This is a genomic window from Pantoea stewartii subsp. stewartii (assembly GCF_008801695.1).
GTDB lineage: Bacteria > Pseudomonadota > Gammaproteobacteria > Enterobacterales > Enterobacteriaceae > Pantoea > Pantoea stewartii.
In genome coordinates this window covers 17,508-44,342 of the sequence record NZ_VZPF01000041.1, presented here as the reverse complement: position 1 = coordinate 44,342, position 26,835 = coordinate 17,508, and the positions used below count along the sequence as shown (strand labels likewise).

Here is a 26,835-nt window from a genome sequence, read left to right as displayed (position 1 = left end):
GCCATGATCAAACTCTTCAATTTAAAGTTTGATTTGCTGCAACCAGTGCAGCGATGCTCAAGGAAAACGTCGTAATGAATTTCAATACGTGTTCACTCTTAAGACTTGATATTTTTTTTGCGTCCGGAGACGCGGATATCAATCCTGCGAGTGCCCACACAGATTGTCTGATAAATTGTTAAAGAGCAGTGCAACCAGCGGGTTAACCCTCTGTTGCGAGGTGGCGTATATTACGCTTTCCTCCTTCAGAGTCAACCTCTTTTTCAGAAGTTTTACTCCGGCGAAAACTCCGGGGAGCTCTCTGCTGAACACCGCGTTACGTAAGCCGTTGTGCCGTGTCAGTGGAGGCGCATTATAGGGCGTTCTTTCTGGGTGACAAGCATTAATTATAAAAAAATGACTGAGCGATTCATTTTTAAACGAACGGGGTAAAAAGCGACACATCCTGCGTAAATAACGCACGGAAATCACCACATATCGGTTGAAAGAGGCGTATTGTGCATTTCTGCCAATGCTATTCTTTTTATATTCTTTGCCGAAGACATTACGAAGGACGCTCAATGATTAAATCCGCGCGCAGTATGGCCGGTCTGCCATGGATTGCCGCTATGGCCTTCTTTATGCAGTCACTGGATGCCACGATACTCAATACCGCGCTGCCCGCGATCGCTACCAGCCTTGAACGTTCCCCGCTAGCCATGCAGTCCGCCGTTATCAGCTACACCTTAACTGTTGCCATGCTTATTCCGGTTAGTGGATGGCTTGCAGACCGCTTTGGCACACGCAAGATCTTTATTATTGCCGTTTCGCTGTTTACGCTGGGTTCACTTGCCTGTGCCTTATCGCCCTCCTTATCAATACTGGTCACATCGCGCGTTATTCAGGGCGTGGGTGGCGCGATGATGATGCCCGTCGCGCGGCTGGCACTTCTGCGTGCCTATCCCCGTAGTGAACTCTTACCTATTCTCAACTTTGTCACCATGCCGGGATTAGTCGGACCGATACTGGGGCCGTTGCTGGGGGGAATCATGGTGACCTATGCCACCTGGCACTGGATCTTCCTGATAAACATTCCGATAGGTCTGCTCGGCATCGTCTATGCACGTAAATTCATGCCTGACTTCACGACACCAAAGCGCCGCTTCGACTTTCTGGGATTTTTATTGTTCGGCATTGGATTAGTGATGATCTCTACCGGCATAGAGCTGTTTGGTGAGCGTATTGTCTCACCCTGGCTTGCGGCAGGCGTTCTGACTGGCGGCGTTGTCTTGTTGCTCCTCTATATAGCCCATGCCCGGCGTCATCCCTCGCCGTTGATCAATCTGCCCATGTTTAAGACACGCACATTCTCGGTAGGCATCATTGGTAACATCGCTTCGCGGCTGGGCACTGGTTGCGTGCCGTTTTTGATGCCGCTGATGCTTCAGGTAGGATTTGGCTATTCTGCGATTCTGGCTGGCTGCATGATGGCCCCCACAGCCATTGGCTCCATTCTGGCTAAACAAAGCGTGACGCAATTACTGCGCTGGTTTGGCTATCGCCGCCTGTTAGTCAGTATTACGATGATCATTGGCGTGATGATCGCCAGCTTCTCGCTGCAGTCACCTTCTGAGGATATTGCGTTCTTATTAATTCCGCTCTTTCTGTTAGGTATGGCGATGTCCACCCAGTTTACGGCAATGAACACCATTACCCTGGCTGATTTGGATGACGACAATGCCAGTGGCGGCAACAGTGTACTCGCGGTGACACAGCAGCTCGCGATCAGCTTTGGGGTGGCCGTCAGTGCGGCCGTCCTGCGCTTTTATCAGGAATTTGATAGCACGACAGTAGAACAGTTCCATTCTACCTTCCTGACGATGGGCATCGTCACCGTCCTGTCAGCGCTGACGTTTACGATGCTGCGCAATGGCGACGGACGCAACCTGATTAAAAATCGCGATAAAAAGAAGAAAGCTTAAACCGATCCCCGCGGAACCAGTTCCGGCGTCAGTACCAGCGTCTGCTGGCTGACGTCGGGATTACTCAGACGATAAATCAACGTATCAATAGCCAGTTCACCCAGCTCATCTTTCGGTTGATGAATGGTGCTCAGCGGCGGCGACATATAGCGCGCCAGTTCCACGTCATCATATCCCATCACCGCCATATCCTGCGGAATCTGCAAGCCGGCCTGATGTAGTGCATGGTAAACCCCAACCGCCATCGCGTCGTTGCTGGTAAAAACGGCATGCGGTGGGGTATCCAGCGCCAACAGTTCGAACATAGCGTTATAACCGCCCGCAAACTCAAAGTCACCGCTCACGACATAGTCTGGCGGGACCTCCAGACCGTTTTTCTGCATTGCCTGATGAAAACCTTCAAGGCGCATGCGCGCCGGGGTTTTATCAAGCGGCCCGGAAATACAGGCGATACGCGAATATCCGCTGTCAATCAGATGCTGTGTCGCCAGTTCACCCCCCAACAGCGCGTTATCCTGAATGATATCGCCCCGCCCTTCGAAAGGCGCCCAGTCCATCATCACCATAGGAATAGAAGGATAACGATTCAGGATTTCCGCCGACGGTAAATGACTTTCCGTGCACATAATCAGCAAACCATCGACCCGCTTTTGCAGCAAGGTTTCCAGGCTACGATTCATACGGTCTTCGTCCCCGGCGGTATTGCACAGGATCAGGCTGTATCCACGCTCATAACAGCTGTCTTCAACACCACGTACCACTTCGGCATAAAAGGGGTTACTGCTGGCGGTCAGTAGCATGCCGATCGTATGGGTTTGGTTAAGCTTGAGGCTACGAGCTAGTGCCGACGGCGCATAGTTCAGATCGCGAATCGCCTGTTCGATTTTTTCACGCACACCATCGCTCACAAAACGATTCTTGTTGATGACGTGTGAAACCGTTGAGGTGGAGACGCCCGCCAGCCGGGCGACATCTTTCATCGTAGCCAAGCGCTTAACCCTGTTGCTGTAAAAAGTCGTCGATCTCGGCACGCCAGGGTACAGAGGGCTGTGCTCCCGAACGGGTTACCGCAATTGCCGCAGCAGCGTGCGCAAAGCGAACGGCATCCAGCATGGCCTTGCCTTCAAGACGTGCTGTGATAAACGCGCCGTTAAACGTATCACCCGCCGCAATCGTATCTACGGCTTTCACGTCAAAGCCCGCAACACGTTGCCCCTGGCCCTTTTCACTCAGCCAGACGCCACGGCGTCCCAGGGTGATCAAGACAGTGGGGATGCCTTTATTATGTAACGCAGCCGCCGCACGCGCAGCGTCCTCATCATTTCTGACGGCAATTCCTGTCAGGATTTCAGCCTCAGTCTCGTTTGGCGTAATCACGTCAACCAACGCTAACAGACTGTCCGGCAGAGCCGTTGCTGGCGCAGGATTCAAAATGACCTGCGTCTGATGCTGTCGGGCAAGAGTTGCCGCCGCTACCACGCTGTCCAGTGGCGATTCAAGCTGCATCAGTAATGCGTCAGCCCCGGCGATAACCTGCTGGTGACGCGCGACGTAGGCTGGCGTTAACGCGGCATTAGCACCGGAATAGATGCCTATATTATTTTCGCCTTCGCCATTGACGAAGATCATCGCAACGCCCGTCGATTCACCCTCAATGACCTCTACCGGCTGGGTATCAATCTTATCCTGCGCGAGTTGCTGACAGACACGTTCACCAATGTCATCAGCACCGACACAAGCAATAAAGGCAATATCCGCGCCCGCACGGCCGGCCGCAACCGCCTGATTGGCGCCTTTACCACCAAACGCAATCTGATATTTCTGCCCGATCACCGTTTCGCCGGGACGGGGAAAGTGTGCCAGGTTAAGGATATGGTCAGCATTGATGCTGCCGAGAACGGCCAGTTTTGCGTGTTTGCTCATTGGGAGAGTCCGAAATAAGTGCGCCACCGATGGGTGGCGCAGTGCCCTGCTTTTCTTTGATTTATTTAGTAACCAGTTTCAAATCAACTGGATAAACTGCCTGCACTTTTTCGCCTTTCAGCACTTTATCAGCAGTCTGAACGCCGATCATGCCAATTTTCTCTGGCATCTGAGCAACGGTCGCCGCCAGCTTACCGCCTTCAACGGCTTTCACACCATCTGGCGTGCCGTCAAAGCCCACCACCAGCACATCGGTCTTACCAGCAGTCTGCAGTGCACGCAGGGCACCCAGTGCCATTTCGTCGTTCTGGGCAAATACCGCCTGCACATCTGGATGCGCCTGCAACAGGTTCTGCATCACGTTCAGGCCTTTAGTACGGTCAAAGTCAGCAGGCTGGCTGGCCAGAACCTTGAACTTGTGTGCATCAACAGCTTTCTGGAAGCCTTCGCCACGTTCACGGGCTGCTGAAGTTCCCGCGATCCCTTCTAATTCGATGATTTTCGCGCCATCACCCAGTTTACGGGCAATAAAGTCACCTGCCATTTTTCCGCCGAAGCGGTTATCAGATGCAACATGGCTTACCACGGTACCCTGAGCCGCCACGCGATCCAGCGTGATAACAGGGATTTTTGCCTGGTTAGCCAGCTTGATGGCATTGCCTACAGAGTCAGAATCGGTTGGGTTGATCAGCAGTGCTTTGGTGCCGCGAACCGTCAGATCCTGCACGTTAGCCAGTTCTTTCGCAGGGTTGTTCTGTGAATCCAGCACGACCAGGTTGTAACCCAGTTTGTCCGCTTCTTTTTGCGCGCCGTCTTTCAGGGACACAAAGAACGGGTTATTCAGCGTAGAGATAACAAGGGCAATGGTATCTTTCGCCATTGCGCTGGCGCTGAGGGTTGCGCCAAGAATGACAGCGAGTGCAGTTAACTTTTTCATCATTTTATCCTGTATAAGAGTCTGAGTTATTTGCTGCTTTTATTATCCACCAGCACCGCCAGCAGAATAACGACTGCTTTGACGATCATCTGGTAGTAGGAAGATACACCCATCAGATTTAATCCATTGTTTAAAAAGCCAAGGATTAATGCGCCAATTAAGGTGCCAACGACGCGGCCTTTACCGCCTGCCAGACTCGTTCCGCCCAGCACGACAGCCGCGATAGCGTCCAGTTCATAGCCTGTACCCGCTGTTGGCTGGGCAGAAGACAGACGCGCCACTTCAATCGATCCCGCCAGCGCGGCCAGCATGCCAGACAGTGAGTAAACAATAACTTTCACACGGTTAACGTTGATGCCGGAGAGACGCGTGGCCGCCTCATTACCGCCCAACGCATAAATATAGCGACCCAGGCGCGTGTGATGCAGCATGTACCAGGCGGCGACAAACACCAGCGCCATCAGCCAGACCGGGGTTGGAATACCCAGCGGACGACCAATACCAATCCAGCCAAACAGATCGGCATTATCGTTAAAACCGGTATTGACCGGACTGCCGTTGGTATAAACCATGGTGACGCCGCGCAGCAGTAACATCATGACCAGCGTAGCGATAAACGCCTGCACCTTGCCCCGCGCCACGATGGTTCCCGTGACCGCACCAATCGCCGCGCCCAGCACCAGGGAGGCTGCAACGGCAACAAAGGCATTCACCTCCATGCCTACCAGCGAGGCGGCCACCGCGCCCGTCAGCGCCAGCAGCGAGCCGACGGAAAGATCGATGCCGGACGTTAAAATGACCAGGGTCATTCCCACAGCCATGATGGCATTGACCGATGTCTGCTGAAGAATGTTGAACAGGTTGGCCACAGTAAAGAAATTGGGGCTCTGGCTCGCCACCACAGCAATCAACACAATCAGCGCAATCAGCGATTTTTGCTCAAGTAGCCAGGCTTTGCTGAACCAGCGACGGTTAGATGGAACGGTTTGGGTGGTCATACAACTAAATCCTCACTGTGTTGCTTACCGACGGCTGCTGCCATCAGGCTTTCCTGGGTAGCTTCTTCACGGCTAAATTCGCCGCTTAAACGGCCTTCATGCATCACGACAATACGGTCACTCATGCCCAGCACCTCTGGCATTTCTGACGACACCAGGATGATGCTCAGCCCTTCAGCTTTGAACTGATTAATCAGCTGATAGATCTCTTTTTTGGCCCCGACGTCCACGCCGCGCGTCGGTTCGTCAAGAATCAACACGTTAGGGCGCGTCATCAATCCACGGGCTATCGCCACCTTCTGCTGATTCCCGCCCGATAACAGGCCAATCGGCTGCTCCATCGACGGCGTTTTCACGTTAAATAAGCGAATGAAATCTTTTACAGCGAGCTGCTCTTCCGCATGGCGCAGTCTGCCAGCCGGGTGACTGAAATAGCGTAAGGCGGTAAGCGACATGTTTTCTTTGACTGACATGCCTAACACCAGGCCATCGCGCTTGCGATCTTCGGAGATATAAACGATGCCGTTAGCCAGGCCATCCTGAGGAGAACGGATCACGACTTCACGTCCACTCAGCCAGACCTGCCCCCCGGTACGGGGCAAGGCACCATACAAAATTTTCATTAACTCTGTCCGGCCTGCGCCCATCAGGCCCGATACGCCGAGAATTTCGCCTTTACGTAAGGTAAAGCTGACGTCATCCACGCCAGGGCCGCTGAGGTTCTGAACCTTAAGACGAATTTCGCCGGGCGCCTCATCCAGATGGGGATACTGATCTTCTAATTTGCGTCCCACCATCATTTCGATCAGGCTCTCTTCGCTCATCTCGGCGACCGGACGCTCTGCAATAAATTGCCCGTCACGGAAGACCGTCACGTCATCACAAATCTCAAAAATTTCTTTCATGCGATGAGAGATATAAACGATGCCGCATCCTTGCGCCTTCAGTTCATTGATCACCCGGAACAAGGACAATGTTTCGGTATCCGTCAGCGCATCCGTGGGCTCATCCATAATGATGACTTTCGATTCAAAGCTCAGAACCTTGGCAATTTCGACCATTTGTTGATCGCCGATGGATAAATCGCCCACCAGCTTGTGACTGCTAAAACGCAGATTCAGGCGTTTCAGGAGCGCATCCGCCTCGGCATACATCCGCTTCCAGTTAATGCGACCAAAACCATTAATGAATTCACGCCCAAGAAAGATGTTTTCTGCCACAGTCAACTGCGGGATCAGGTTGAGCTCCTGATGGATAATGCCGATACCGGCTTCCTGCGAGGCTTTCGGTCCACTGAAGGTGGTTTCTTCGCCCAGCCACTGCAGTGATCCGGCATCACGGGTATAAATCCCGGTCAGCACCTTCATCATGGTGGACTTGCCGGCGCCATTCTCACCGACTAATGCCATAACGCGCCCTGCCCAGACGGACAGCGACGCGCCATTTAATGCTTTCACGCCCGGAAACGCTTTTTCGATGCCTTTGAGCTGCAGTAACGGTTGCATAACGGCCTCAGAAGGTCACACCGGCACTCAGGATGACATTCGCATACGGAGAGCACTCTCCGCTGCGAATGACCGCCTGGCTACGTTGTGTTTGTTGTTTAAACTGTTCATGACTGATGTAGCGGATGGTAATGCGATTTCCCTGGTGCTGTTGCAATGCGTCGAGCACGGCGATCAGTTCGCTATGGAGCTGCGGATTGTGTTGCTTAATTTCTTCCGCGATAAAGGCGCTTTCCACCTGCATCTCATGCGTTACCGCTTCCACCACCTGCATGAAGCCTGGCGTACCCGGTATCAGTGCCAGATCGATACGCTGCGTTTCTGCCGGAATGGGCAACCCCGCATCAGCGATCGTCAACGTATCTGTATGGCCCAGGCGGGCGATAACGTAAGAGAGTTCAGCGTTTAACAGGCGACCTTTTTTCATTTTTCCACTCCAGAGCGAAACGTTTCGCTTTCTGGAGTGTATAAAAAGAAGGTTACAATTCAACCACTGGAGAAGAAATTTGTGATCGCTATCGAAACGTTTCGATATTGCCGGAGGGAATTTGAGTTAGGCACTGTTCTGAAAGGAAAACCGGACCGTCAATACGGTCCGGTCACGGGAGATTAAGGAAGCTTCTTAACCTGTTTCACATCCAGTTCAATGCTGTTGAAGTCTTTATCCAGTTCACCTGTCAGCTCAACCCGATCTTTCGGCGAAACCGTGACGCCATTCCAGCGTTTATGGTCGATCTCGACCGTCATTGTGCCGCTTTCATCGCGGAACAAATAATCTTCGTTACCCGTTTGTTTTTCAAGCTGACCCCTTACGGTAATCCAGCTGTCATCTTTCATCGCTTCAGCCTGCTTCACCGTCACGACGCTGGTGTGATCGGCGTGAAAACCACCCTGCTGCGTGTGTGCTGCCGGTGCAGGCGCATTCGGGTCAACAAAACCGCCTTGTTGTGCCGCCAGTACAGGCGCAGACGCTAACAGTGTTACAGCGATAAGTGCAGCATACTTTTTCATTTCGTCACCTCTTGTCTGTGAATCCGTTCTTTCAGTGAAAGCAGTAAACCACACAGTTCTTAACAGGATCTTAAGGGGAAAATATCCTCTTTTTTTAGCCAGACTCGCTGTACAACCGCCATTTCGCTTCGTATAAATCGCTTATTAAAAGGGAGAGACGATGCGCATTTTACTGATTGAGGACGATCGCCTGATCGGCGACGGCATTAAGGCTGGACTCAGCAAGCTGGGGTTTAGCGTCGACTGGTTTGTCTCAGGCGAGGCCGGATTTCAGGCCCTGAATGCCGCCCCGTGGGATGCGGTTGTGCTTGATTTGTCCCTGCCGGAGCGTGACGGGCTGGACATTCTGCGTCAGTGGCGTCAGCAGGGCTACGATGTCCCGGTACTCATTCTGACGGCGCGCGATGCACTCGACCAACGGGTTGAAGGATTACAGATGGGCGCGGACGATTATCTGTGCAAACCCTTTGCGCTGACCGAAGTCGCCGCGCGTTTACAGGCACTGATTCGACGACGCCACGGGCAACTGCAACCCGAACTGCGTCACGGCGATGTCGTATTGATCCCCGGTAACCTCAGCGTGGTACAAAACGGGGCCAGCGTTGAACTAAAAAGCCGCGAGATGGCGCTGCTGGAACTGTTTATGCGTAACCCGGGGCGCGTGCTGACGCGCAGCCAGTTAGAAGAAAAACTTTACACCTGGGATACCGAGGTTTCGAGTAATGCGGTGGAGGTGCATATTCATCATCTGCGCAGGAAATTAGGCCAACGCTTTATTCGCACGATTCACGGCGTGGGCTATACGCTGGGGGAAAGCGAATGCGATCGATGAGCTTATTCCTGCGTCTGGGCATTGGCCTGATGTTGATACTCGGCATCTGCTGGGGAGCGGCCACGCTGAGCGCTCGCTACCAGACGCGCGAAACGATCAATGAGCTGTTTGATACGCAGCAACTGTTACTTGCAAAGCGCCTGCTGACGCTGAATTTCACCTCAGTGAACGAAACCTCGCTTCCCAGGAGTAAAAAAATACTGCCCCATAACCGGGGCAGGATGATGATGCGCTGGCCTTTGCCGTCTTTACGCGTGATGGAAAACCGGTCCTCAACGATGGCGATAACGGCAAAGATCTTCTCTTTAATGCCGATCATCAGGGCTTTCTGAATGGTCAGCTCAGGGACGATGACGATCCCTGGCGGTTAGTCTGGCTGACCACGCCCGATCAACGCTACCGCGTAGTGGTGGGTCAGGAATGGGAATACCGGGATGACATGGCCAACGATATCGTGAAGACCAGCACGCTGCCCTGGCTGATTTCACTCCCCTTTATGCTGCTGATGTTAACGGGCCTGGTCTGGTATGAACTCCGCCCGCTAAAAAAGCTCAGCCAGCAACTGGCTCAACGCGCACCTGATGATGATGCGCCTTTACAGGCTGACCGCGTGCCGAAAAAGGTGCGCCCGGTCATTGACGCGCTGAATGGGCTGTTTGGTCGAATTCATACGATGGTGCAGCGGGAACGCCGCTTCACGTCCGATGCGGCGCACGAATTACGCAGTCCGCTGGCGGCCCTGCAGGTACAAAGCGAGGTCATCCAACTGGCCGCCGATGACGAGGCAATGCGCACGCATGCACTTCAGCAGTTGGATGCGGGCATTGTCCGGGCGACACGTCTGGTGGATCAGTTACTGACGCTGTCGCGTATTGAAGCAGAGGATGCCCGTAACGCGTTCCAGCCTGTCATGCTGAAGAAAGTGGCGCAGGAAACCCTGGCCTCACAGCTGCCGCTGGCAGAGAAAAGTGATATCCGGTTGCGCTTCAATGCTGAAGCCGATCCGGTCATTTCGGGACATCCCTTGCTGCTGTCTTTGCTGATAAGGAATCTGCTTGATAACGCCATTCGTTATACACCGCCAGGCAGCAACGTAGATCTGATTCTTCAGTCAGGAAGATTGCGAGTGGAAGATAACGGCAGCCGTTTATCACCCGACGCGCTACAACGACTGGGTGAGCGTTTCTGGCGTCCGCTAGGGCAGGAGAAAAGCGGCAGTGGATTAGGTTTATCCATTGTGCGCAATATTGCCCAGTTACATGGCATGACGCTGCACTTCAGTCAGCTTCCGGAAGGCGGGCTGTGCGTCAGCCTGAGCTGGTAAAAAAAAAGCGCCTGACAGGCAGGCGCACGCTGTTAAATCTCGACCTGGGTACCCAGTTCAATCACCCGGTTGGGCGGAATCTCAAACTGGTCTGGCGCACGTAGCGCATTGCGCTGTAGCGTCATGAACAGCTTGCCGCGCAGTCGCAGATACCATGGCCGTTTGCCGATGATCAGCGACTCATGAGACATAAAGAATGAGGTCTCCATCATGCGGCAGTTCAGTCCCTCCAACCCACAACGATGGAAAATCTCCTCTACGTTTGGCGTTTCACGCCAGCCGTAACTGGCTACCACACGCCAGAAGGTCGGCGACAACTGTTCGATAGTCACGCGTCTGACGTTATGCACATAGGGCGCGTCTTCTGTGCGCAGTGTTAATAACACCACGCGTTCGTGCAGCACCTTATTGTGCTTGAGGTTATGCAGCATGGCAAAAGGGATCACATTTAGTGCGCGTGACATATAAACCGCCGTTCCGGGCACGCGCACAGGCGGCGATTTTTCCAGAGAAGCAATCATTGCCTCCAGAGAGTTGCCGTGTTCATGCATACGACGCAGCAAACGGAAGCGTTCACTCTTCCATGTCGTCATCACGATAAACATCATCAATGCCAGAGTCAGCGGCAGCCAGCCACCGGAGAAAATCTTGATCAGGTTGGCCGAGAACAGGGATACGTCAATGCACAGCATGGCAATCAAAATCAGTCCAACCAGATAGCGATTCCAGTGCCAGTTCATTATCGCGACGGTCGCGCAAAGCACAGAGGTCAGCACCATTGTGCCCGTGACCGCAATCCCGTATGCCGCAGCGAGATTACTCGAATGCTCAAAACCAATAATCACAATCACCACAGAGAAATAGAGCAGCCAGTTAATGATTGGGATATAGATCTGGCCTGACTCTTTTTCTGAGGTATGAACAATGCGCATGGGCGGCAGATAGCCGAGACGCACGGCCTGGCGGGTTAACGAGAATACGCCGGAAATAACCGCCTGCGAGGCGATGACGGTGGCTAACGTTGCCAGAATCAACATGGGGACAAGCGCCCAGTCGGGTGCCAGCAGGAAAAACGGGTTTTTGATCGCTTCCGGGTGTTTCAGCAACAGCGCGCCCTGACCAAAATAGTTGAGCACCAGCGACGGCAGCACCACCACAAACCACGCCAGGCGAATAGGAAACTTACCGAAGTGCCCCATGTCTGCATACAGCGCTTCAACGCCCGTAATCGCCAGCACAACGGCGCCAAGCGCAAAGAAGGACACCGATTTATATTCCACAAAGAAGTGCAGCGCCCAGTAAGGATTCAACGCCTGGAGTACCTCAGGATTGTTGGCAATGCTTCGTGCGCCCAGTATTGCCAGCACGATAAACCACAGCAGCATGACCGGCGCAAACAGTTTACCGACAATCCCTGTACCGTGTTTCTGGATAATAAACAGCAGCGTAAGCACGGTGATCGCCAGCGGAACAATATAGCTGTCCAGGTTGGGCGCGGCGATTTCCAGCCCTTCAATCGCTGACAGCACGGAGACGGCTGGCGTAATCACCACTTCGCCATAGAAGAAGCTGCCGCCAATCAGTCCCATAATTACCAGCGTTGCCGTTATGCGCCCGCCCGTATGTCGGCCCGCCAACGACATCAGCGTCAGAATACCGCCTTCTCCGGCATTATCAGCACGCATAACGTAGCTGATGTATTTCAACGAGACCACCAGCACCAGCAGCCAGAAAATCAGCGAAAGAAAGCCAAAGACGGCATCCCGTTCAACGCCAAAACCAAACTGTCCCGAAAGACATTCTCGTAAGGTATAAAGCGGGCTGGTACCGATATCGCCATAGACGACCCCAATAGCCGCCAGAGTTAATCCGCCTAGTGAGTGCTTATTATCAGAGCTCATAAAATGATCTTTTGTTAGATTCTGAGAGGCGCTCAAGCCATCAAAAAGCGCACAGTATGCACGTATTCACGAAAATTTATACTCCGCCGTCAGGGTTACAGGCGGTCATCCCCTGATTTCTTGCGTTCTTATTAACATTAAAAGCCGCGCTATCGAACCTTATGAAACAAAAAAGCTGACATCGATTAACGCTTTCGCGCATCATACCCTATAGAGTATTGCGTTCGCTAAAACGCTGCGGCTCGACGATCTTAAGGACATAGATGTGATTATGGCTCAACCCCATCTTTTGGCAGAAAGAATTTCTCGTCTCAGCAATGCGTTAGAAAAAGGTTTGTATGAGCGACATCATGCCATTCGCCTTTGTTTGCTGGCCGCACTTAGCGGCGAAAGCGTTTTTTTACTTGGCCCGCCAGGTATTGCAAAAAGCCTGATTGCCCGCCGACTGAAATGCGCCTTTCAACATGCCCGTGCCTTTGAATATTTGATGACCCGCTTCTCCACACCGGAAGAAGTCTTTGGTCCCCTTTCCATCCAGGCATTGAAAGATGAAGGCCGCTATCAGAGGCTGACCAAAGGTTATTTACCGGACGCTGAAATCGTTTTTCTGGATGAGATCTGGAAAGCCGGCCCGGCCATCCTGAATACGCTGCTCACCGCCATCAACGAACGCCGCTTTCGTAATGGCGATAGCGAAGAAAAAATTCCGATGCGCCTGCTGGTCACCGCCTCGAATGAGTTACCGGAAGCCGACAGCGGACTGGAAGCCCTGTATGACCGTATGTTGATCCGCCTGTGGCTGGACAACGTGCATGAAAAACAAAACTTCCGCAGCATGCTGACCCACCAGCAGGATGAAAATGACAATCCGGTAGCCAAGTCGCTGCGCATCAGTGACGAAGAATATGTGCAATGGCAGCAAGGCATCAGTCAGGTTGCGTTGCCGGATAATGTCTTTGAACTGATTTACCAGCTACGTCAGCACCTGGAGAAGCTACCAGAGGCACCCTACATTTCCGATCGCCGCTGGAAAAAAGCCATTCACCTGTTGCAGGCCAGCGCTTTTTACAGTGGCCGCAATGCGATAGCGCCCCTCGATCTGATCCTGCTTAAGGACTGCCTGTGGCACGACGTCGCGTCGATGAAAATTCTGGACAGTGAAATCGATCAGTTGATGACGCAGCACGCCTGGCAACAGCAAACGATCCTGCTGAAACTCCAGCAGCTCAAAGCGCGCCGGCTGGCGTTGCAACAGCAGCAAAGCGTCGCTGCTGCAATCACGCTGGAAAAACACAGCGGTATGTTTAGCCGTAAACCCCATTACGATTTGCCCGAAAGCTTTACCGAGGCACAGTTAACCCTGATGTTGCAGAAACCCCTGGTGCTGCACGACATGCAGGTGACGCATTTGGTGATCGAGCGCGAAGCGCTGGATCACTGGCTGCAAAAAGGTGGTGATGTGCGCGGTAAATTAAATGGCATCGGTTTTGCGCAGACGCTGGATTTGCTGGTGGATGCGCAGCACTGCCTGGCGATACGCGACGTCAGTTTGCAAACCGCCAGGCTGACATTGCCGGGTGCCAGCAGCGCCGATGCCTTGCCGCAGGAAATCAGCGACGCGCTGGATGAACTTGACGGCCAGTTGCGTCAACAGCGTCACCTTTTCAGCCAGCAGCAACGTTGCCTGTTTATCAGCGATGACTGTCTGGCACGCGTCGAAACCAGCCTGCAGGATGTGGCGGAACAGCTCAAACAGGCGCGTAAATGATCTCACTGGAGACGCTGAGTACATTGCTGTCAATCGGCGAAACGGACCTGATTGAAGAGCTTATTCTGGCCTTACTCGCGTCTCCACAGCTGGCGCTTTTCTTTGAAAAATTCCCCGGTATGAAGAAGGCGCTGCTACGTGACGTCCCTCGCTGGAAAGCCGAGATTGACGCCGAACTCAAAGCCACGCCCGTTCCCGACATGCTGGCGGAAGAATTTCAGCTGTTTCAGCGTATTCAGTTACTCAGCGATCGTGAATTTAGCCAGCAGCTTGATGAAACGCTTGCTCACCTCGAACGCCTGACGTCCCCTTTCTTAGAGAAAGCTCGACGGCTGCTGCTGCATAACGATCCCGGTAATCTCAGCACCGCACAACATACCTTATTCCTGCAACGCTGGCGGCTCAGCCTCACACTGCAAACGCTCACGCTTAATGAACAACTCCTTGAGCAGCAGCGTGAACGTCTGATGGCAGAATTGCAGCAACGTATGGCACTGAGCGGGCAGCTGGCGCCGGTACTGGCGGATGATGACGAGGCCGCAGCCGGACGCTTGTGGGATATGGGCAAGGCCCCGCTCCAGCACGGCGATTACCAGTTGATGCTGCAATACGGGGATTTTCTTGCGCAGCAGCCTGAATTAATGAAGCTGGCTCAGCAACTGGGCCGCAGCCGGGAAGCAAAGTCGGTGCCTTCACAGGATGCCCCGCTGGAAACATTCCATCATCTGGTACGCGAACCGGATGCCGTGCCGGAAGAAGTCAGCGGTATTCATCAGAGCGATGATGTGCTGCGTTTATTACCGCCCGAGCTTGCGGCATTAAGCGTCAGTGAACTGGAACTTGAGTTTTACCGACGCCTGGTAGAGAAGCGATTACTTACTTACAAACTTCAGGGTGACGCCTGGCACGAAAAGATCACTCAGCGTCCGGTCAGCCACCAGCAGCATGAAGAACAGCCACGTGGCCCCTTTATCGTTTGTGTCGATACGTCCGGCTCGATGGGCGGTTTCAATGAGCGATGTGCAAAAGCCTTTTGCCTGGCCCTTCTCAAGATTGCGCTGGCCGATCGGCGGCGCTGTTACATCATGTTATTCGCGCATGACGTAATTGGTTACGAATTAACGGGCGATGACGGACTGGAGCAGGCCATTCGTTTTCTCAGCCAGCGTTTTCGCGGTGGCACCGACCTGGCAGCCTGCCTTTCCGCCGTCATTGCCCGCATGGAAGGGCCGCAATGGCAGGATGCGGATGCCGTCATCGTGTCTGATTTTATCGCGCAACGCCTGCCAGATGAGGTTGTGCGCAGCGTTAAACATCGCCAGCAACAGCAGCAGCAACGCTTTCACGCTGTGGCCATGTCTGCGCACGGAAAACCCGGCATCATGCGTATCTTTGACCATATCTGGCGTTTTGATACCGGCATAAAAAGCCGTTTATTGCGTCACTGGCGCCGTTAAGCCCTACGGCAGAAATTCCATTTTGCTTTATAGTAAATATCTGCAATTACTTATTCAGCAATCTGGAGTGCCCTGTGAACGCTGTTCAACACCATCATGATTTGCCAGCCCCAACCCGAACATTGCTGCTCTCTGGCCAAAACGTCGAACAAAAACGTGCCGAGCTCCTGGCTTATTTCAACCAGACCTGGGCGCTGTACGAGGATCTGTTTACCTGCCTCAACGATCAACGCGCCTGGTTTACAAAAGCGATACCGCTGCGTCATCCGCTGATCTTCTATTTCGGCCACACCGCCACCTTTTATATAAACAAGCTCATGGCAGGCCGCTACATCGACTCACGTATTGACGATCGCATCGAAGCGATGCTGGCAATAGGCGTCGATGAAATGAGCTGGGATGATCTTAATGACAGTCACTATGACTGGCCTTCAGTGGAAGCTGTACGCGATTATCGCGGCAGTGTGAAAGCACTGGTGACGCAGTTTATTGAAACGATGCCGCTGGAATTGCCTGTTAGCTGGGACAGTCCGGCCTGGGTTATTTTGATGGGCATTGAGCATGAACGTATTCATCTTGAAACATCCAGCGTACTGATTCGTCAGTTACCGGTTGAATGGGTAAAACCGCAACCACAATGGCCGGTCTGCAGCGAAGCGCGTCACGATCGCCAGTCCGTCCCGACAAACAGCCTGGTTTCTCAGCCAGGCGGACTGATTACGCTGGGTAAAACCGATGACACCTACGGCTGGGACAACGAATACGGCACGCAGCAGACCGAGCTGAAACCGTTTAAAGCCAGTAAAATGCTGGTCAGTAATGCCGAGTTTTATACCTTTATCGAGGCGGGCGGTTACCAGAACGATCGCTGGTGGGATGAAGAAGGGCTGGGCTGGCGTAAGTTTGCCAGGGCGACAATGCCGACCTTCTGGGTCGGCAACGCCGCGATGCCCGATCAGCTAAAACTGCGTTTGATGTGCGAAGAAGTGGCAATGCCATGGGACTGGCCTGCTGAGGTGAATCAGTTGGAAGCGGCCGCGTTTTGCCGCTGGAAAGCCGAGGAAACCGGAAAATCTGTGCAGTTGCCTTGCGAAGCAGAATGGTACCAGTTGCGTGAACAGGTTGAAGGCGACCAGCCAGACTGGGATCAGGCGCCGGGCAACATAAACCTGGCCTACTGGGCTTCATCCTGTCCGGTTGATCGCTTCCCACAGGGTGAGTTCTTTGACATCGTGGGGAACGTCTGGCAGTGGACGACTACGCCAACCAATGGCTTTGAAGGCTTCAAAGTTCACCCCCTTTACGATGATTTCTCGACACCTACCTTTGATGGTAAGCATTCACTTATTAAAGGTGGCAGTTGGATATCGACTGGCAATGAAGCCATTAAATCGTCACGTTATGCCTTCCGTCGCCACTTTTTCCAGCATGCCGGCTTCCGCTATGTCGTTTCTTCCCATCAGGAAACCATGGCGCTGAACCCTTATGAAACCGACAGCATGGTTTCACAATATCTCGATTTCCAGTACGGCCCACAGTATTTCGGCGTTGATAACTATGCAGAAGCGCTGGTCAAACTGGCGCTGCCGCACTGTAAGCACCACGGAGAGGCACTGGATATCGGCTGCGCGACGGGCCGCGCGAGCTTTGAGCTGGCACGTCACTTTGCGCATGTGACCGGCATGGATTACTCGGCACGCTTTATTGATGTCGCGTTACAGCTGACCACGGGTGAGGATTTCCGTTATGTCGTGCCGGAAGAAGGCGAGTTGGTTGAGTATCGTCAGGTAAGGCTTAAGGACTTTTCTGTTACCAGCGAACAGGCAAAGCGTATTCAGTTTATCCAGGGTGATGCCTGTAATATGAAACCCCAGCCTACACGTTACGATCTGGTCCTGGCATCAAATCTGATTGATCGCCTGCGCCAGCCGGCCCGGTTCCTTCATGATGTCACCCCCATGATCCGCTCGGGTGGCCTTCTGGTTCTGTCATCGCCGTACACCTGGCTTGAAGAGTTTACGCCGAAGGAAAACTGGTTGGGCGGGGTAAGGGAAAATGGCGAAGCGCTGACGACCTTACAGGCGCTACAACGCCTGCTGGCGGCAGACTTTGAGCCAATCGGTTCGCCACAGGACGTGCCGTTTGTGATTCGTGAAACCGCCCGTAAGTTCCAGCACACGCTTGCCCAGGTCACGCTCTGGCGTAAGCGTTAACCCGTGGACAGCGGCACATGCCGCTGTCCGTTGGTTGCCAGGGCCGTTATTTTGCTGCACATTCTCCTCAGTTCATTGAAGAAAAACGATAACGAGGATGACAATGCCTGACCATCTGCAGCTGGATAATCTGGACCGGGGCATTCTGAATGCCCTGCTGGAAAATGCGCGAACCGCCTACGCCGAGCTGGCCAAACAGTTCAATGTCAGTCCGGGAACGATTCATGTACGCGTCGAAAAGATGAAACAGGCGGGCATCATTCTGGGCACGCGGGTCGAGATTGACCCGCGTCAGCTGGGTTTTGATGTCTGCTGTTTTATCGGCATTATCCTGAAAAGCGCCCGTGATTACCCGGCAGCCCTCAGCAAGCTTGAAGCCCTGGATGAGGTCGTGGAAGCCTGGTACACCACCGGGCACTACAGTATTTTCATTAAAGTCATGTGTCGTTCTATCGATGCCCTGCAGCAGGTGTTAATCAATAAGATCCAGACCATCGACGAAATCCAGTCCACTGAGACACTGATCTCACTGCAAAATCCAATTATGCGAACCATCAAGCCCTGATCTTTCCACCGGCTTGTGCACAATCTTATCCTTTGACGATCAGCCGTCTGACAACGGCTGTATCGGGTTTATCTAAACTAATAACCTTGTTTTCCACAGGTGGATCACTGCTTGATCACAGCGTACAATACCGGCTTCACCTCAGGAGAGCACGATGGCCGACATTACGTTAATCAGTGGCAGCACCTTAGGCAGCGCCGAATATGTTGCCGAACATCTCGAAGAAAAACTGCAGGAAGCGGGCTTCTCTACGCAGATGCTGCATGGCCCTGAGCTGGGAGAGGTGCCGCAGGAAGGCATCTGGCTGGTGGTAAGTTCAACCCACGGCGCCGGTGAGTTACCTGACAATCTGCAACCTTTTTATGATGCTATTAATGAAAGCCGTCCCGATCTGTCTGCCGTCCGTTTTGGGGCTGTCGGCATTGGCAATCATGAGTACGATCTGTTTTGTGGCGCCATCCGCAATATTGATGCTCTGCTGATTGCCTGCGGCGCGCAGCGTATCGGTGAACGACTGGAAATCGACATTCTCGAACATGAGATCCCTGAAGATCCGGCTGAAGAATGGGTGATGACCTGGAAATCCGCGATCTGAGCGGGTGTGGGATCGTGAAATAATGACGATCCCCAGCAGATAATATTGTTTTTCGTCGGATCCTGCTGTTTTTTTTGTGGATAACTACCCTGCTTTTCTGCGTATAACCGGTAGTTATCCAAAGAACAACCGTAGTTTACTTTCTGATCTGTGGATAAGGACCTGTTTTGATCCCAGCTTATACGGATCGGGATCACCGATCATTCACAGGTAACGATCCTCGCTACCGACTTGTTTCCTTTGAGGTTTCCGCAGATATCCACAAGGCATGGCGATCCTAATAAGAGATCTAACAGAGAGATCAATAAAGAATAAAGATCTTATCTTTTAAACCTGACGATCCCGCTGCTTTCGCCTCAGCCATAATTTCAGTAGAATCCACCGCCCAGAGAGAACGATCTCTGACTATTCATCAACGAGGTACCACTTCATGTTTTATCAAGATCCTTTTGACGTCATCGTTATTGGTGGTGGTCATGCGGGCACGGAAGCTGCCATGTCAGCAGCCCGAATGGGTCAGCAAACCCTGTTACTGACCCATAACATTGATACGCTGGGACAAATGTCCTGCAATCCGGCGATCGGTGGTATCGGCAAAGGACATTTGGTAAAGGAAGTGGATGCCTTAGGCGGTTTGATGGCCAGCGCGATCGACCAGGCCGGCATTCAGTTTAGGATACTAAACGCCAGTAAAGGCCCTGCTGTTCGGGCAACGCGTGCGCAGGCCGACCGCGTGCTTTACCGTCAGGCTGTGCGTACAGCACTGGAGAATCAGCCCAACCTGATGATCTTCCAGCAGGCCGTCGATGATCTCATCGTTGAAAACGATCGTGTCGTCGGTGCTGTGACGCAAATGGGCCTGAAGTTCCGTGCCAAAACCGTTGTGTTAACCGTGGGCACGTTCCTTGACGGGAAAATTCATATCGGGCTGGATAACTACAGCGGTGGACGCGCGGGTGATCCCCCTTCTATCCCGCTGGCGAAACGTCTGCGGGCGTTACCCTTACGTGTTAATCGTCTGAAAACCGGCACACCGCCGCGTATTGACGCACGTAGCATCGACTTCAGCGTGTTATCGCTGCAGCATGGTGACAACCCCATGCCTGTGTTTTCGTTCATGGGAAGCGCGTCACAGCATCCTCAGCAGGTTCCGTGCTGGATCACCTATACCAATGAAAAAACGCATGATGTGATCCGCAATAACCTCGATCGTAGCCCGATGTATGCCGGGATCATCGAAGGGATCGGCCCACGCTATTGCCCTTCGATTGAAGACAAAGTCATGCGCTTTGCCGATCGCAATTCGCATCAGATTTTCCTTGAGCCTGAAGGGCTGACCAGTAACGAGATCTACCCGAACGGTATCTCCACCAGCCTGCCATTCGATGTGCAGATGCAGATCGTACGTTCTATGCAGGGTATGGAAAATGCAAAAATCGTGCGCCCGGGCTATGCCATTGAGTATGATTTTTTTGACCCACGTGATCTGAAACCCACGCTGGAAAGCAAATTTATTGCCGGTCTGTTCTTTGCTGGCCAGATCAACGGCACCACCGGTTACGAAGAAGCGGCGGCCCAGGGCTTGCTGGCAGGCCTGAATGCGGCAAGACAGTCTGCTGATAAGGACAGCTGGGCGCCACGTCGTGACCAGGCCTATCTGGGCGTGCTGGTGGACGATCTTTGTACGCTCGGCACCAAAGAACCGTATCGCATGTTTACCTCGCGTGCTGAATACCGTTTGATGCTGCGTGAAGACAACGCCGATTTGCGTCTGACGGAAACGGGTCGCGAACTCGGTCTGGTGGACGATGCGCGCTGGGCGCGCTTTAACCAGAAGCTGGAAGCGATCGAGCAGGAGCGTCAGCGACTGCGTGATATTTGGGTCCATCCTAAATCCGCAAACATCGCCGACGTGAATACCGTAACCAGCGCACCGTTGACGAAAGAAGCCAGCGGTGAAGATTTGCTCCGTCGTCCTGAAATGACCTACCTGAAACTGATGACGCTGGAAGCATTTGGCCCGGCGTTAACCGATGAGCAGGCTGCTGAGCAGGTCGAAATCCAGGTGAAATACGAAGGTTATATTGCGCGCCAGCAGGAAGAGATTGAACGTCAGCTGCGTAACGAAAATACATTACTGCCTGCGACGCTGGATTATCGTCAGGTCAGCAGTCTGTCCAATGAAGTTATCGCCAAGCTGAACGATCATAAACCCACGTCAATTGGTCAGGCGTCACGCATTTCAGGCATTACGCCTGCGGCAATTTCGATTTTACTTATTTACCTGAAAAAACAAGGTCTGTTGCGCAAAAGCGCCTGATCTGAACCGGGGCGGGCTTACCCGCCCCCGCTGACTGGACTTATGCTGTGATCAACAAACTCACTTCGCTGCTGCAAGCGGCAAACATTTCTCTTACCGATCAACAAAAACAGCAACTGGTAGCCTACGTCGGGCTGCTGGATAAATGGAATAAAGCCTACAATCTGACGTCCGTACGGGATCCCCAGCAGATGCTGGTGCGCCATATTCTGGACAGCATTGTGGTTGCGCCGCATCTTAAAGGTGCCCGCTTTATCGATGTCGGGACAGGGCCGGGCTTACCTGGTATTCCTCTGTCCATCGTCATGCCTGATGCGCATTTCACTTTACTGGACAGCCTCGGTAAGCGTGTGCGTTTTTTACGGCAGGTCCAGCATGAACTCGGTTTGACCAATATCACGCCAGTGCAGAGCAGGGTAGAGGACTTTCCTGCAGAGCCGCCATTTGACGGCGTCATCAGCCGTGCCTTTGCCTCCCTGGACGATATGGTGAGCTGGTGCCACCACTTACCGGCGGAAGACGGCCACTTTTATGCTCTTAAAGGCGTACGGCCTGATGATGAAATTGCCAACCTGCCTGCGGGCTATGCGCTTGATAGCGTGGTTGCATTGCGGGTACCCCAGCTTGAGGGTGAACGTCACCTGGTCATTATCGGACGTGAATAGCTGAAGTTTGCACCGTGCGCGACGACGAGGCATGGTGCATGTGTTACCAAAGATGCGGTAGGGCGACATTTGTCTCATCGGTTATTTCACCTCGCAATGTTAAATACCCACGCGGAAATTATCTGAAAAACTTTTTCACATTTAACTTTTACTTCACAACTTTTTATCAAAATAATCACGCATTCCTGGAATTTTCCAGGTGTGAATCACCCATTATCCGGTTAAACGGCAATGAAATGTGGTCACGGGGAATAAGCATTTTACGATTCTGAACCCGTCTTCGATGTCAATAGACCCTTTTTATCGCCATTACGAAAAAATGAGGCGGTAATTATTTTTAAGTGACTGTCCATAAAGGGTTTATTTATTGGTTCTTAGCTCAGGTAATTACGGGACGATAAAACCGGCTACGGTGCGAATGCTTATTATGTGATCTAAAGCACGCTTTAAAACAGCATGACGACCGAACTTTTCGGCGTGTAATTCGTAACGACCGGCTCTCTATCTTTGGAAAAATAGTCTTTCGGAAAGAAATTTAGATAATTGTTCACTTAACGATTGAAATCACAGGTGCGGCCCGTATAATTTGCACGGCTTTTGCTACTTGACTCAAATGCACAAAGGCAGTCTTATACGACACGCGACATACCCCTAAAGGGGTAGGAGAGTATCAGCGTCATGTCAGTGTCTCTTTACAGTGTAAAATACGCCCGAACGGTGCTGATGATTCAGTTAGTGACCATTGTCATCGTCGGTGTTCTCTTTTTTGCCCTGAAAGATATGACCTGGGGCGCCTCTGCACTTGCTGGCGGCGTGGCAGCCTGGCTGCCGAACGTGTTGTTCTTGTTTATAGCCTGGCGCCTGCAAGGGCAAACCCCGGCATCGGGGCGCGTCGCATGGAGCTTTGCTTTGGGTGAAATAGCCAAAGTGTTCGCGACCATTATTTTGCTCATTGTGGCGTTGGGTGTATTCGATGCGGTCTTTTGGCCGGTCGGAGTAGCCTGGTTATCGGTGCTGGTCGTACAGATGTTGGCACCGGCGGTAATTAACAACAAAGGGTAAGAGGCATCATGGCTGCAGGAGAAATCTCTACTCCGCAAGAGTACATTGGTCACCACCTGACTCATCTTCAGTTGGACCTGCGTAACTTCGAGTTAGTGAATGCTCACGACGCTCCCGCGTCGTTCTGGGTATTAAATATCGATTCCATGTTTTTCTCTCTGGTGCTGGGAGTTATCTTCTTGGTGTTGTTCCGTAGCGTGGCGAAAAGCGTCACCAGCGGTGTGCCAGGGAAAATGCAGGCGGCTATCGAGCTGGTTGTCGGTTTCGTTGATAGCAACGTGCGCGACATGTATCACGGTAAAAGTAAACTTATCGCCCCGCTGGCTCTGACAATTTTTGTCTGGGTCTTCCTGATGAACTTCATGGATCTGCTGCCAATCGATCTGCTGCCGTATATCGGTGAGCATTGGTTAGGCCTGCCAGCGCTTCGCGTTGTGCCGTCCGCAGACGTGAACATCACGTTATCTATGGCGTTGGGCGTCTTTATTTTGATTCTGTTCTACAGCATCAAAATGAAAGGCATTGGCGGCTTCACGAAAGAGCTGACGCTGCAGCCTTTTAATCACCCGATCTTTATCCCCATCAACCTGATTCTGGAAGGTGTTAGCCTGCTGTCCAAACCGGTTTCTCTCGGTCTGCGACTGTTCGGTAACATGTATGCGGGTGAACTGATCTTTATCCTTATTGCCGGTCTGTTGCCGTGGTGGTCACAGTGGGTTCTGAATGTGCCGTGGGCCATTTTCCACATCCTGATCATTTCGCTACAGGCTTTCATCTTCATGGTCCTCACGATTGTCTATCTGTCGATGGCATCTGAAGAACATTGATTTTTTTCTCAAAAATACGCGTTTAACTGAAACAAACTGGAGACTGTCATGGAAAACCTGAATATGGATCTGCTGTACATGGCTGCCGCTGTGATGATGGGACTGGCGGCAATCGGTGCTGCGATCGGTATCGGCATCCTCGGAGGAAAATTCCTGGAAGGCGCTGCTCGTCAGCCTGACCTGATTCCTCTGCTGCGCACGCAGTTCTTTGTTGTAATGGGTCTGGTGGATGCAATCCCAATGATCGCTGTTGGTCTGGGCCTCTACGTGATGTTTGCTGTCGCCTAAAGCCCTGTGTTCACTCTGCGCCCGGCGCAGGCGTGAACGGATTCTGCCGTTTATCACTGATAGCGGCAGAAAAGTTTACTACTTAATTAGAGGCATTGTGCTGTGAACATTAATGCAACAATCCTCGGCCAGGCCATCGCGTTCATCCTGTTTGTCGCGTTCTGCATGAAGTACGTATGGCCGCCGATTATGGCTGCCATCGAAAAGCGCCAGAAAGAAATTGCTGAAGGCCTTGCTTCTGCTGAACGCGCGAAGAAAGATTTGTATCTCGCGCAGGCTAATGCGACCGACCAGCTGAAAAAAGCGAAAGAGGAAGCTCAGGTCATTATCGAGCAGGCGAACAAGCGTCGCACGCAGATTCTGGACGAAGCCAAGACTGAAGCTGATAACGAACGTACTCGCATCGTGGCACAAGCGCAGGCTGAAATTGACGCCGAGCGTAAACGTGCACGTGAAGAACTGCGTAAGCAAGTCGCGTTGCTGGCAATGGCTGGCGCCGAGAAGATCATCGAACGTTCCGTGGATGAAGCTGCTAACAGCGACATCGTTGATAAACTGGTCGCTGAACTGTAAGGAGGGAGGGGCTGATGTCTGATCTGATTACTGTAGCTCGCCCCTACGCCAAAGCAGCTTTTGACTTTGCTGTTGAGCATCAAAGTATTGAACGCTGGCAAAAGATGCTGGCGTTTGCCGCAGAAGTGGCTGCCAATGAACAGATGGCTGACCTGCTTTCCGGTGCGTTAGCACCTGAAGCGTTGGCTGCCTCGTTTAACGCAGTCTGTGGTGATCAACTGGATGAACCCGCGCAGAACCTGATTAAGGTGATGGCGGAAAACGGACGTTTGACAGCGCTTCCAGCTGTACTGGCGCAATTCATTCAACTTCGGGACGCGTATGAAGCGACGGCCGAAGTGGATGTCATTTCTGCCAGCACGCTGAGTGACGACCAGCTGACTAAAATCAGCGCCGCGATGGAAAAACGTCTGTCACGCAAAGTTAAGCTGAATTGCAAAATTGATAAGTCTGTGATGGCAGGCGTGATCATCCGTTCGGGTGATCTGGTGATTGATGGCAGCGTACGCGGCCGTCTTGACCGTCTGGCAGACGTCTTGCAGTCTTAAGGGGACTGGAGCATATGCAACTGAATTCCACCGAAATCAGCGAACTGATCAAGCAGCGCATTGCTCAGTTCAATGTCGTGAGCGAAGCTCACAATGAAGGTACTATTGTTTCTGTAAGTGACGGTATCATCCGCGTACACGGCCTGGCCGATGTAATGCAGGGTGAGATGATTTCCCTGCCGGGAAACCGTTACGCTATCGCCCTGAACCTCGAGCGTGACTCTGTAGGTGCCGTGGTGATGGGTCCGTATGCTGACCTGGCCGAAGGCATGAAGGTCAAGTGTACTGGCCGTATTCTGGAAGTACCGGTTGGCCGTGGCCTGCTGGGCCGCGTGGTGAACACCCTGGGTGCACCTATCGACGGTAAAGGCGCAATCGACAACGACGGCTTCTCGCCAGTCGAAGTGATTGCACCCGGTGTTATCGATCGTCAGTCCGTAGACCAGCCTGTTCAGACGGGTTACAAATCTGTCGATGCGATGATTCCAATCGGCCGTGGCCAGCGTGAGCTGATCATCGGTGACCGTCAGACCGGTAAAACCGCGATGGCAATCGACGCCATCATCAACCAGCGTGATTCAGGCATCACGTGTGTCTACGTTGCGATTGGTCAGAAAGCGTCAACCATTTCTAACGTGGTACGTAAACTGGAAGAACACGGTGCGCTGTCTAACACCATCGTTGTTGTGGCTTCTGCATCTGAGTCTGCTGCACTGCAGTACCTGGCTCCGTATGCGGGTTGCGCCATGGGCGAATACTTCCGTGACCGCGGTGAAGATGCGCTGATCGTATACGATGATCTGTCTAAGCAGGCTGTTGCATACCGTCAGATTTCTCTGCTGCTGCGCCGTCCACCAGGTCGTGAAGCATTCCCGGGCGACGTGTTCTATCTCCACTCTCGCCTGCTGGAGCGTGCATCACGCGTTAGCGCTGACTACGTTGAGCGCTTCACCAATGGTGAAGTAAAAGGCCAGACCGGTTCTCTGACCGCACTGCCTATCATCGAAACTCAGGCGGGTGACGTTTCTGCGTTCGTTCCGACCAACGTAATCTCGATTACTGATGGTCAGATCTTCCTGGAATCTAACCTGTTCAACTCCGGTATCCGTCCGGCTGTTAACCCGGGTATCTCTGTATCCCGTGTAGGTGGTGCTGCTCAGACCAAGATCATCAAGAAACTGTCCGGTGGTATTCGTACCGCGCTGGCACAGTACCGTGAACTGGCTGCATTCTCCCAGTTTGCGTCTGATCTGGACGATGCAACCCGTAAACAGCTGAGCCACGGTCAGAAAGTGACCGAGCTGCTGAAGCAGAAACAGTATGCGCCGATGTCTGTCGCGCAACAGGGGCTGGTTCTTTTCGCAGCGGAACGCGGCTATCTGAACGACGTTGAGCTGGCAAAAATTGGTAGCTTCGAAGCGGCTCTGCTGGCGTTCGCAGATCGCGATCACGCCGAGCTGATGGCTGAAATCAACCAGTCTGGTAACTTCAATAACGACATCGAAGAGAAGCTGAAAGGCCTCCTTGAGACGTTTAAAGCAACCCAGTCCTGGTAATGTCTG

Annotated in this window: 23 protein-coding genes and 1 pseudogene; 16 read left to right on the top strand and 8 right to left on the bottom strand. The window is 52.7% G+C overall.

Going from position 1 to position 26,835, the window contains the following annotated elements; genetic code table 11:
• The first annotated feature begins 560 nt into the window (after nucleotides 1-560).
• Nucleotides 561-1,961 (top strand): multidrug transporter subunit MdtD, encoded by a 1,401-nt coding sequence (gene mdtD, locus F7Q90_RS13735; protein ID WP_006121179.1) that lies wholly within the window; start codon nucleotides 561-563, stop codon nucleotides 1,959-1,961.
• Here the strand turns inward: mdtD and rbsR are convergent.
• The 7 genes from rbsR to F7Q90_RS13700 form a co-directional block, all read right to left on the bottom strand.
• Entirely contained in the window at nucleotides 1,958-2,941 is a 984-nt protein-coding gene (rbsR, locus tag F7Q90_RS13730) for a ribose operon transcriptional repressor RbsR (RefSeq protein WP_033737206.1), read from the bottom strand. The two genes, mdtD and rbsR, sit on opposite strands and share 4 nt — an antisense overlap.
• A 13-nt stretch (nucleotides 2,942-2,954) precedes the next feature.
• Entirely contained in the window at nucleotides 2,955-3,884 is a 930-nt protein-coding gene (rbsK, locus tag F7Q90_RS13725) for a ribokinase (protein WP_006121181.1), read from the bottom strand.
• 61 nt (nucleotides 3,885-3,945) lie between these two features.
• Entirely contained in the window at nucleotides 3,946-4,821 is an 876-nt protein-coding gene (rbsB, locus tag F7Q90_RS13720; RefSeq protein WP_033737208.1) for a ribose ABC transporter substrate-binding protein RbsB, read from the bottom strand.
• Nucleotides 4,822-4,847: 26 nt separating this feature from the next.
• Entirely contained in the window at nucleotides 4,848-5,819 is a 972-nt protein-coding gene (rbsC, locus tag F7Q90_RS13715) for a ribose ABC transporter permease (RefSeq protein ID WP_006121183.1), read from the bottom strand.
• Nucleotides 5,816-7,324 (bottom strand): ribose ABC transporter ATP-binding protein RbsA, encoded by a 1,509-nt coding sequence (rbsA, locus tag F7Q90_RS13710; protein WP_006121184.1) that lies wholly within the window; start codon nucleotides 7,322-7,324, stop codon nucleotides 5,816-5,818. The genes rbsC and rbsA overlap by 4 nt, the downstream gene beginning before the upstream one ends.
• Before the next feature lie 7 nt (nucleotides 7,325-7,331).
• The gene (rbsD, locus tag F7Q90_RS13705) at nucleotides 7,332-7,751 is read right to left on the bottom strand and encodes a D-ribose pyranase (protein WP_006121185.1); all 420 of its coding nucleotides are present in this window, start codon (nucleotides 7,749-7,751) and stop codon (nucleotides 7,332-7,334) included.
• 182 nt (nucleotides 7,752-7,933) lie between these two features.
• Nucleotides 7,934-8,335, bottom strand: a complete 402-nt coding sequence (locus tag F7Q90_RS13700; RefSeq protein WP_006121186.1) for a YgiW/YdeI family stress tolerance OB fold protein — start codon at nucleotides 8,333-8,335, stop codon at nucleotides 7,934-7,936.
• Between the two features lie 160 nt (nucleotides 8,336-8,495).
• On the opposite strand from F7Q90_RS13700, the gene qseB reads away from it, so the two are divergent.
• Entirely contained in the window at nucleotides 8,496-9,167 is a 672-nt protein-coding gene (gene qseB, locus F7Q90_RS13695) for a quorum sensing response regulator transcription factor QseB (RefSeq protein ID WP_006121187.1), read from the top strand.
• Nucleotides 9,155-10,491 (top strand): annotated as a pseudogene (qseC, locus tag F7Q90_RS13690) (quorum sensing histidine kinase QseC). Before qseB ends, qseC begins: the two are co-directional and overlap by 13 nt.
• Before the next feature lie 32 nt (nucleotides 10,492-10,523).
• Here the strand turns inward: qseC and kup are convergent.
• Nucleotides 10,524-12,392, bottom strand: coding sequence for a low affinity potassium transporter Kup (gene kup / locus F7Q90_RS13685; protein ID WP_006121188.1), 1,869 nt, complete (start codon nucleotides 12,390-12,392; stop codon nucleotides 10,524-10,526).
• Nucleotides 12,393-12,663: 271 nt separating this feature from the next.
• On the opposite strand from kup, the gene ravA reads away from it, so the two are divergent.
• The 13 genes from ravA (at nucleotide 12,664) to atpA (ending at nucleotide 26,829) form a co-directional block, all read left to right on the top strand.
• Entirely contained in the window at nucleotides 12,664-14,160 is a 1,497-nt protein-coding gene (gene ravA, locus F7Q90_RS13680; protein WP_006121189.1) for an ATPase RavA, read from the top strand.
• On the top strand, nucleotides 14,157-15,617 hold the full coding sequence (gene viaA, locus F7Q90_RS13675; RefSeq protein WP_006121190.1) for an ATPase RavA stimulator ViaA: 1,461 nt from the start codon (nucleotides 14,157-14,159) through the stop codon (nucleotides 15,615-15,617). Before ravA ends, viaA begins: the two co-directional genes overlap by 4 nt.
• A gap of 74 nt (nucleotides 15,618-15,691) precedes the next feature.
• Nucleotides 15,692-17,830, top strand: coding sequence for a 5-histidylcysteine sulfoxide synthase (ovoA, locus tag F7Q90_RS13670; RefSeq protein ID WP_006121191.1), 2,139 nt, complete (start codon nucleotides 15,692-15,694; stop codon nucleotides 17,828-17,830).
• A 103-nt stretch (nucleotides 17,831-17,933) separates the two neighbouring features.
• Nucleotides 17,934-18,395 (top strand): transcriptional regulator AsnC, encoded by a 462-nt coding sequence (asnC, locus tag F7Q90_RS13665; RefSeq protein WP_006121192.1) that lies wholly within the window; start codon nucleotides 17,934-17,936, stop codon nucleotides 18,393-18,395.
• Nucleotides 18,396-18,549: 154 nt separating this feature from the next.
• Entirely contained in the window at nucleotides 18,550-18,990 is a 441-nt protein-coding gene (mioC, locus tag F7Q90_RS13660; protein ID WP_006121193.1) for an FMN-binding protein MioC, read from the top strand.
• A 430-nt stretch (nucleotides 18,991-19,420) separates the two neighbouring features.
• A complete protein-coding gene (mnmG, locus tag F7Q90_RS13655) occupies nucleotides 19,421-21,310 on the top strand; it encodes a tRNA uridine-5-carboxymethylaminomethyl(34) synthesis enzyme MnmG (RefSeq protein ID WP_006121194.1) in 1,890 nt (629 codons plus the stop codon).
• A 47-nt stretch (nucleotides 21,311-21,357) separates the two neighbouring features.
• Nucleotides 21,358-21,975, top strand: coding sequence for a 16S rRNA (guanine(527)-N(7))-methyltransferase RsmG (gene rsmG / locus F7Q90_RS13650; RefSeq protein WP_006121195.1), 618 nt, complete (start codon nucleotides 21,358-21,360; stop codon nucleotides 21,973-21,975).
• 678 nt (nucleotides 21,976-22,653) lie between these two features.
• A complete protein-coding gene (atpI, locus tag F7Q90_RS13645; RefSeq protein ID WP_006121196.1) occupies nucleotides 22,654-23,037 on the top strand; it encodes a F0F1 ATP synthase subunit I in 384 nt (127 codons plus the stop codon).
• Nucleotides 23,038-23,045: 8 nt separating this feature from the next.
• Entirely contained in the window at nucleotides 23,046-23,864 is an 819-nt protein-coding gene (gene atpB / locus F7Q90_RS13640) for a F0F1 ATP synthase subunit A (RefSeq protein WP_006121197.1), read from the top strand.
• A gap of 48 nt (nucleotides 23,865-23,912) precedes the next feature.
• Complete coding sequence (gene atpE / locus F7Q90_RS13635) at nucleotides 23,913-24,152, top strand: F0F1 ATP synthase subunit C (RefSeq protein WP_003849523.1); 240 nt, start codon at nucleotides 23,913-23,915, stop codon at nucleotides 24,150-24,152.
• Nucleotides 24,153-24,254: 102 nt separating this feature from the next.
• Nucleotides 24,255-24,725: a F0F1 ATP synthase subunit B gene (gene atpF / locus F7Q90_RS13630; RefSeq protein ID WP_006121198.1), complete on the top strand. Its 471-nt coding sequence runs from the start codon at nucleotides 24,255-24,257 to the stop codon at nucleotides 24,723-24,725.
• Nucleotides 24,726-24,739: 14 nt separating this feature from the next.
• The gene (gene atpH, locus F7Q90_RS13625; protein WP_006121199.1) at nucleotides 24,740-25,273 is read left to right on the top strand and encodes a F0F1 ATP synthase subunit delta; all 534 of its coding nucleotides are present in this window, start codon (nucleotides 24,740-24,742) and stop codon (nucleotides 25,271-25,273) included.
• 14 nt (nucleotides 25,274-25,287) lie between these two features.
• Entirely contained in the window at nucleotides 25,288-26,829 is a 1,542-nt protein-coding gene (gene atpA, locus F7Q90_RS13620; RefSeq protein WP_006121200.1) for a F0F1 ATP synthase subunit alpha, read from the top strand.
• Nucleotides 26,830-26,835 lie beyond the last annotated feature (6 nt).

Coding starts and splice junctions, on each gene's coding strand:
- mdtD (WP_006121179.1), top strand. CDS start 561: ATGATTAAATCCGCGCGCAGTATGGCCGGTCTGCCATGGATTGCCGCT.
- rbsR (WP_033737206.1), bottom strand. CDS start 2,941: ATGAAAGATGTCGCCCGGCTGGCGGGCGTCTCCACCTCAACGGTTTCA.
- rbsK (WP_006121181.1), bottom strand. CDS start 3,884: ATGAGCAAACACGCAAAACTGGCCGTTCTCGGCAGCATCAATGCTGAC.
- rbsB (WP_033737208.1), bottom strand. CDS start 4,821: ATGAAAAAGTTAACTGCACTCGCTGTCATTCTTGGCGCAACCCTCAGC.
- rbsC (WP_006121183.1), bottom strand. CDS start 5,819: ATGACCACCCAAACCGTTCCATCTAACCGTCGCTGGTTCAGCAAAGCC.
- rbsA (WP_006121184.1), bottom strand. CDS start 7,324: ATGCAACCGTTACTGCAGCTCAAAGGCATCGAAAAAGCGTTTCCGGGC.
- rbsD (WP_006121185.1), bottom strand. CDS start 7,751: ATGAAAAAAGGTCGCCTGTTAAACGCTGAACTCTCTTACGTTATCGCC.
- F7Q90_RS13700 (WP_006121186.1), bottom strand. CDS start 8,335: ATGAAAAAGTATGCTGCACTTATCGCTGTAACACTGTTAGCGTCTGCG.
- qseB (WP_006121187.1), top strand. CDS start 8,496: ATGCGCATTTTACTGATTGAGGACGATCGCCTGATCGGCGACGGCATT.
- kup (WP_006121188.1), bottom strand. CDS start 12,392: ATGAGCTCTGATAATAAGCACTCACTAGGCGGATTAACTCTGGCGGCT.
- ravA (WP_006121189.1), top strand. CDS start 12,664: ATGGCTCAACCCCATCTTTTGGCAGAAAGAATTTCTCGTCTCAGCAAT.
- viaA (WP_006121190.1), top strand. CDS start 14,157: ATGATCTCACTGGAGACGCTGAGTACATTGCTGTCAATCGGCGAAACG.
- asnC (WP_006121192.1), top strand. CDS start 17,934: ATGCCTGACCATCTGCAGCTGGATAATCTGGACCGGGGCATTCTGAAT.
- mioC (WP_006121193.1), top strand. CDS start 18,550: ATGGCCGACATTACGTTAATCAGTGGCAGCACCTTAGGCAGCGCCGAA.
- mnmG (WP_006121194.1), top strand. CDS start 19,421: ATGTTTTATCAAGATCCTTTTGACGTCATCGTTATTGGTGGTGGTCAT.
- atpI (WP_006121196.1), top strand. CDS start 22,654: ATGTCAGTGTCTCTTTACAGTGTAAAATACGCCCGAACGGTGCTGATG.
- atpB (WP_006121197.1), top strand. CDS start 23,046: ATGGCTGCAGGAGAAATCTCTACTCCGCAAGAGTACATTGGTCACCAC.
- atpE (WP_003849523.1), top strand. CDS start 23,913: ATGGAAAACCTGAATATGGATCTGCTGTACATGGCTGCCGCTGTGATG.
- atpH (WP_006121199.1), top strand. CDS start 24,740: ATGTCTGATCTGATTACTGTAGCTCGCCCCTACGCCAAAGCAGCTTTT.
- atpA (WP_006121200.1), top strand. CDS start 25,288: ATGCAACTGAATTCCACCGAAATCAGCGAACTGATCAAGCAGCGCATT.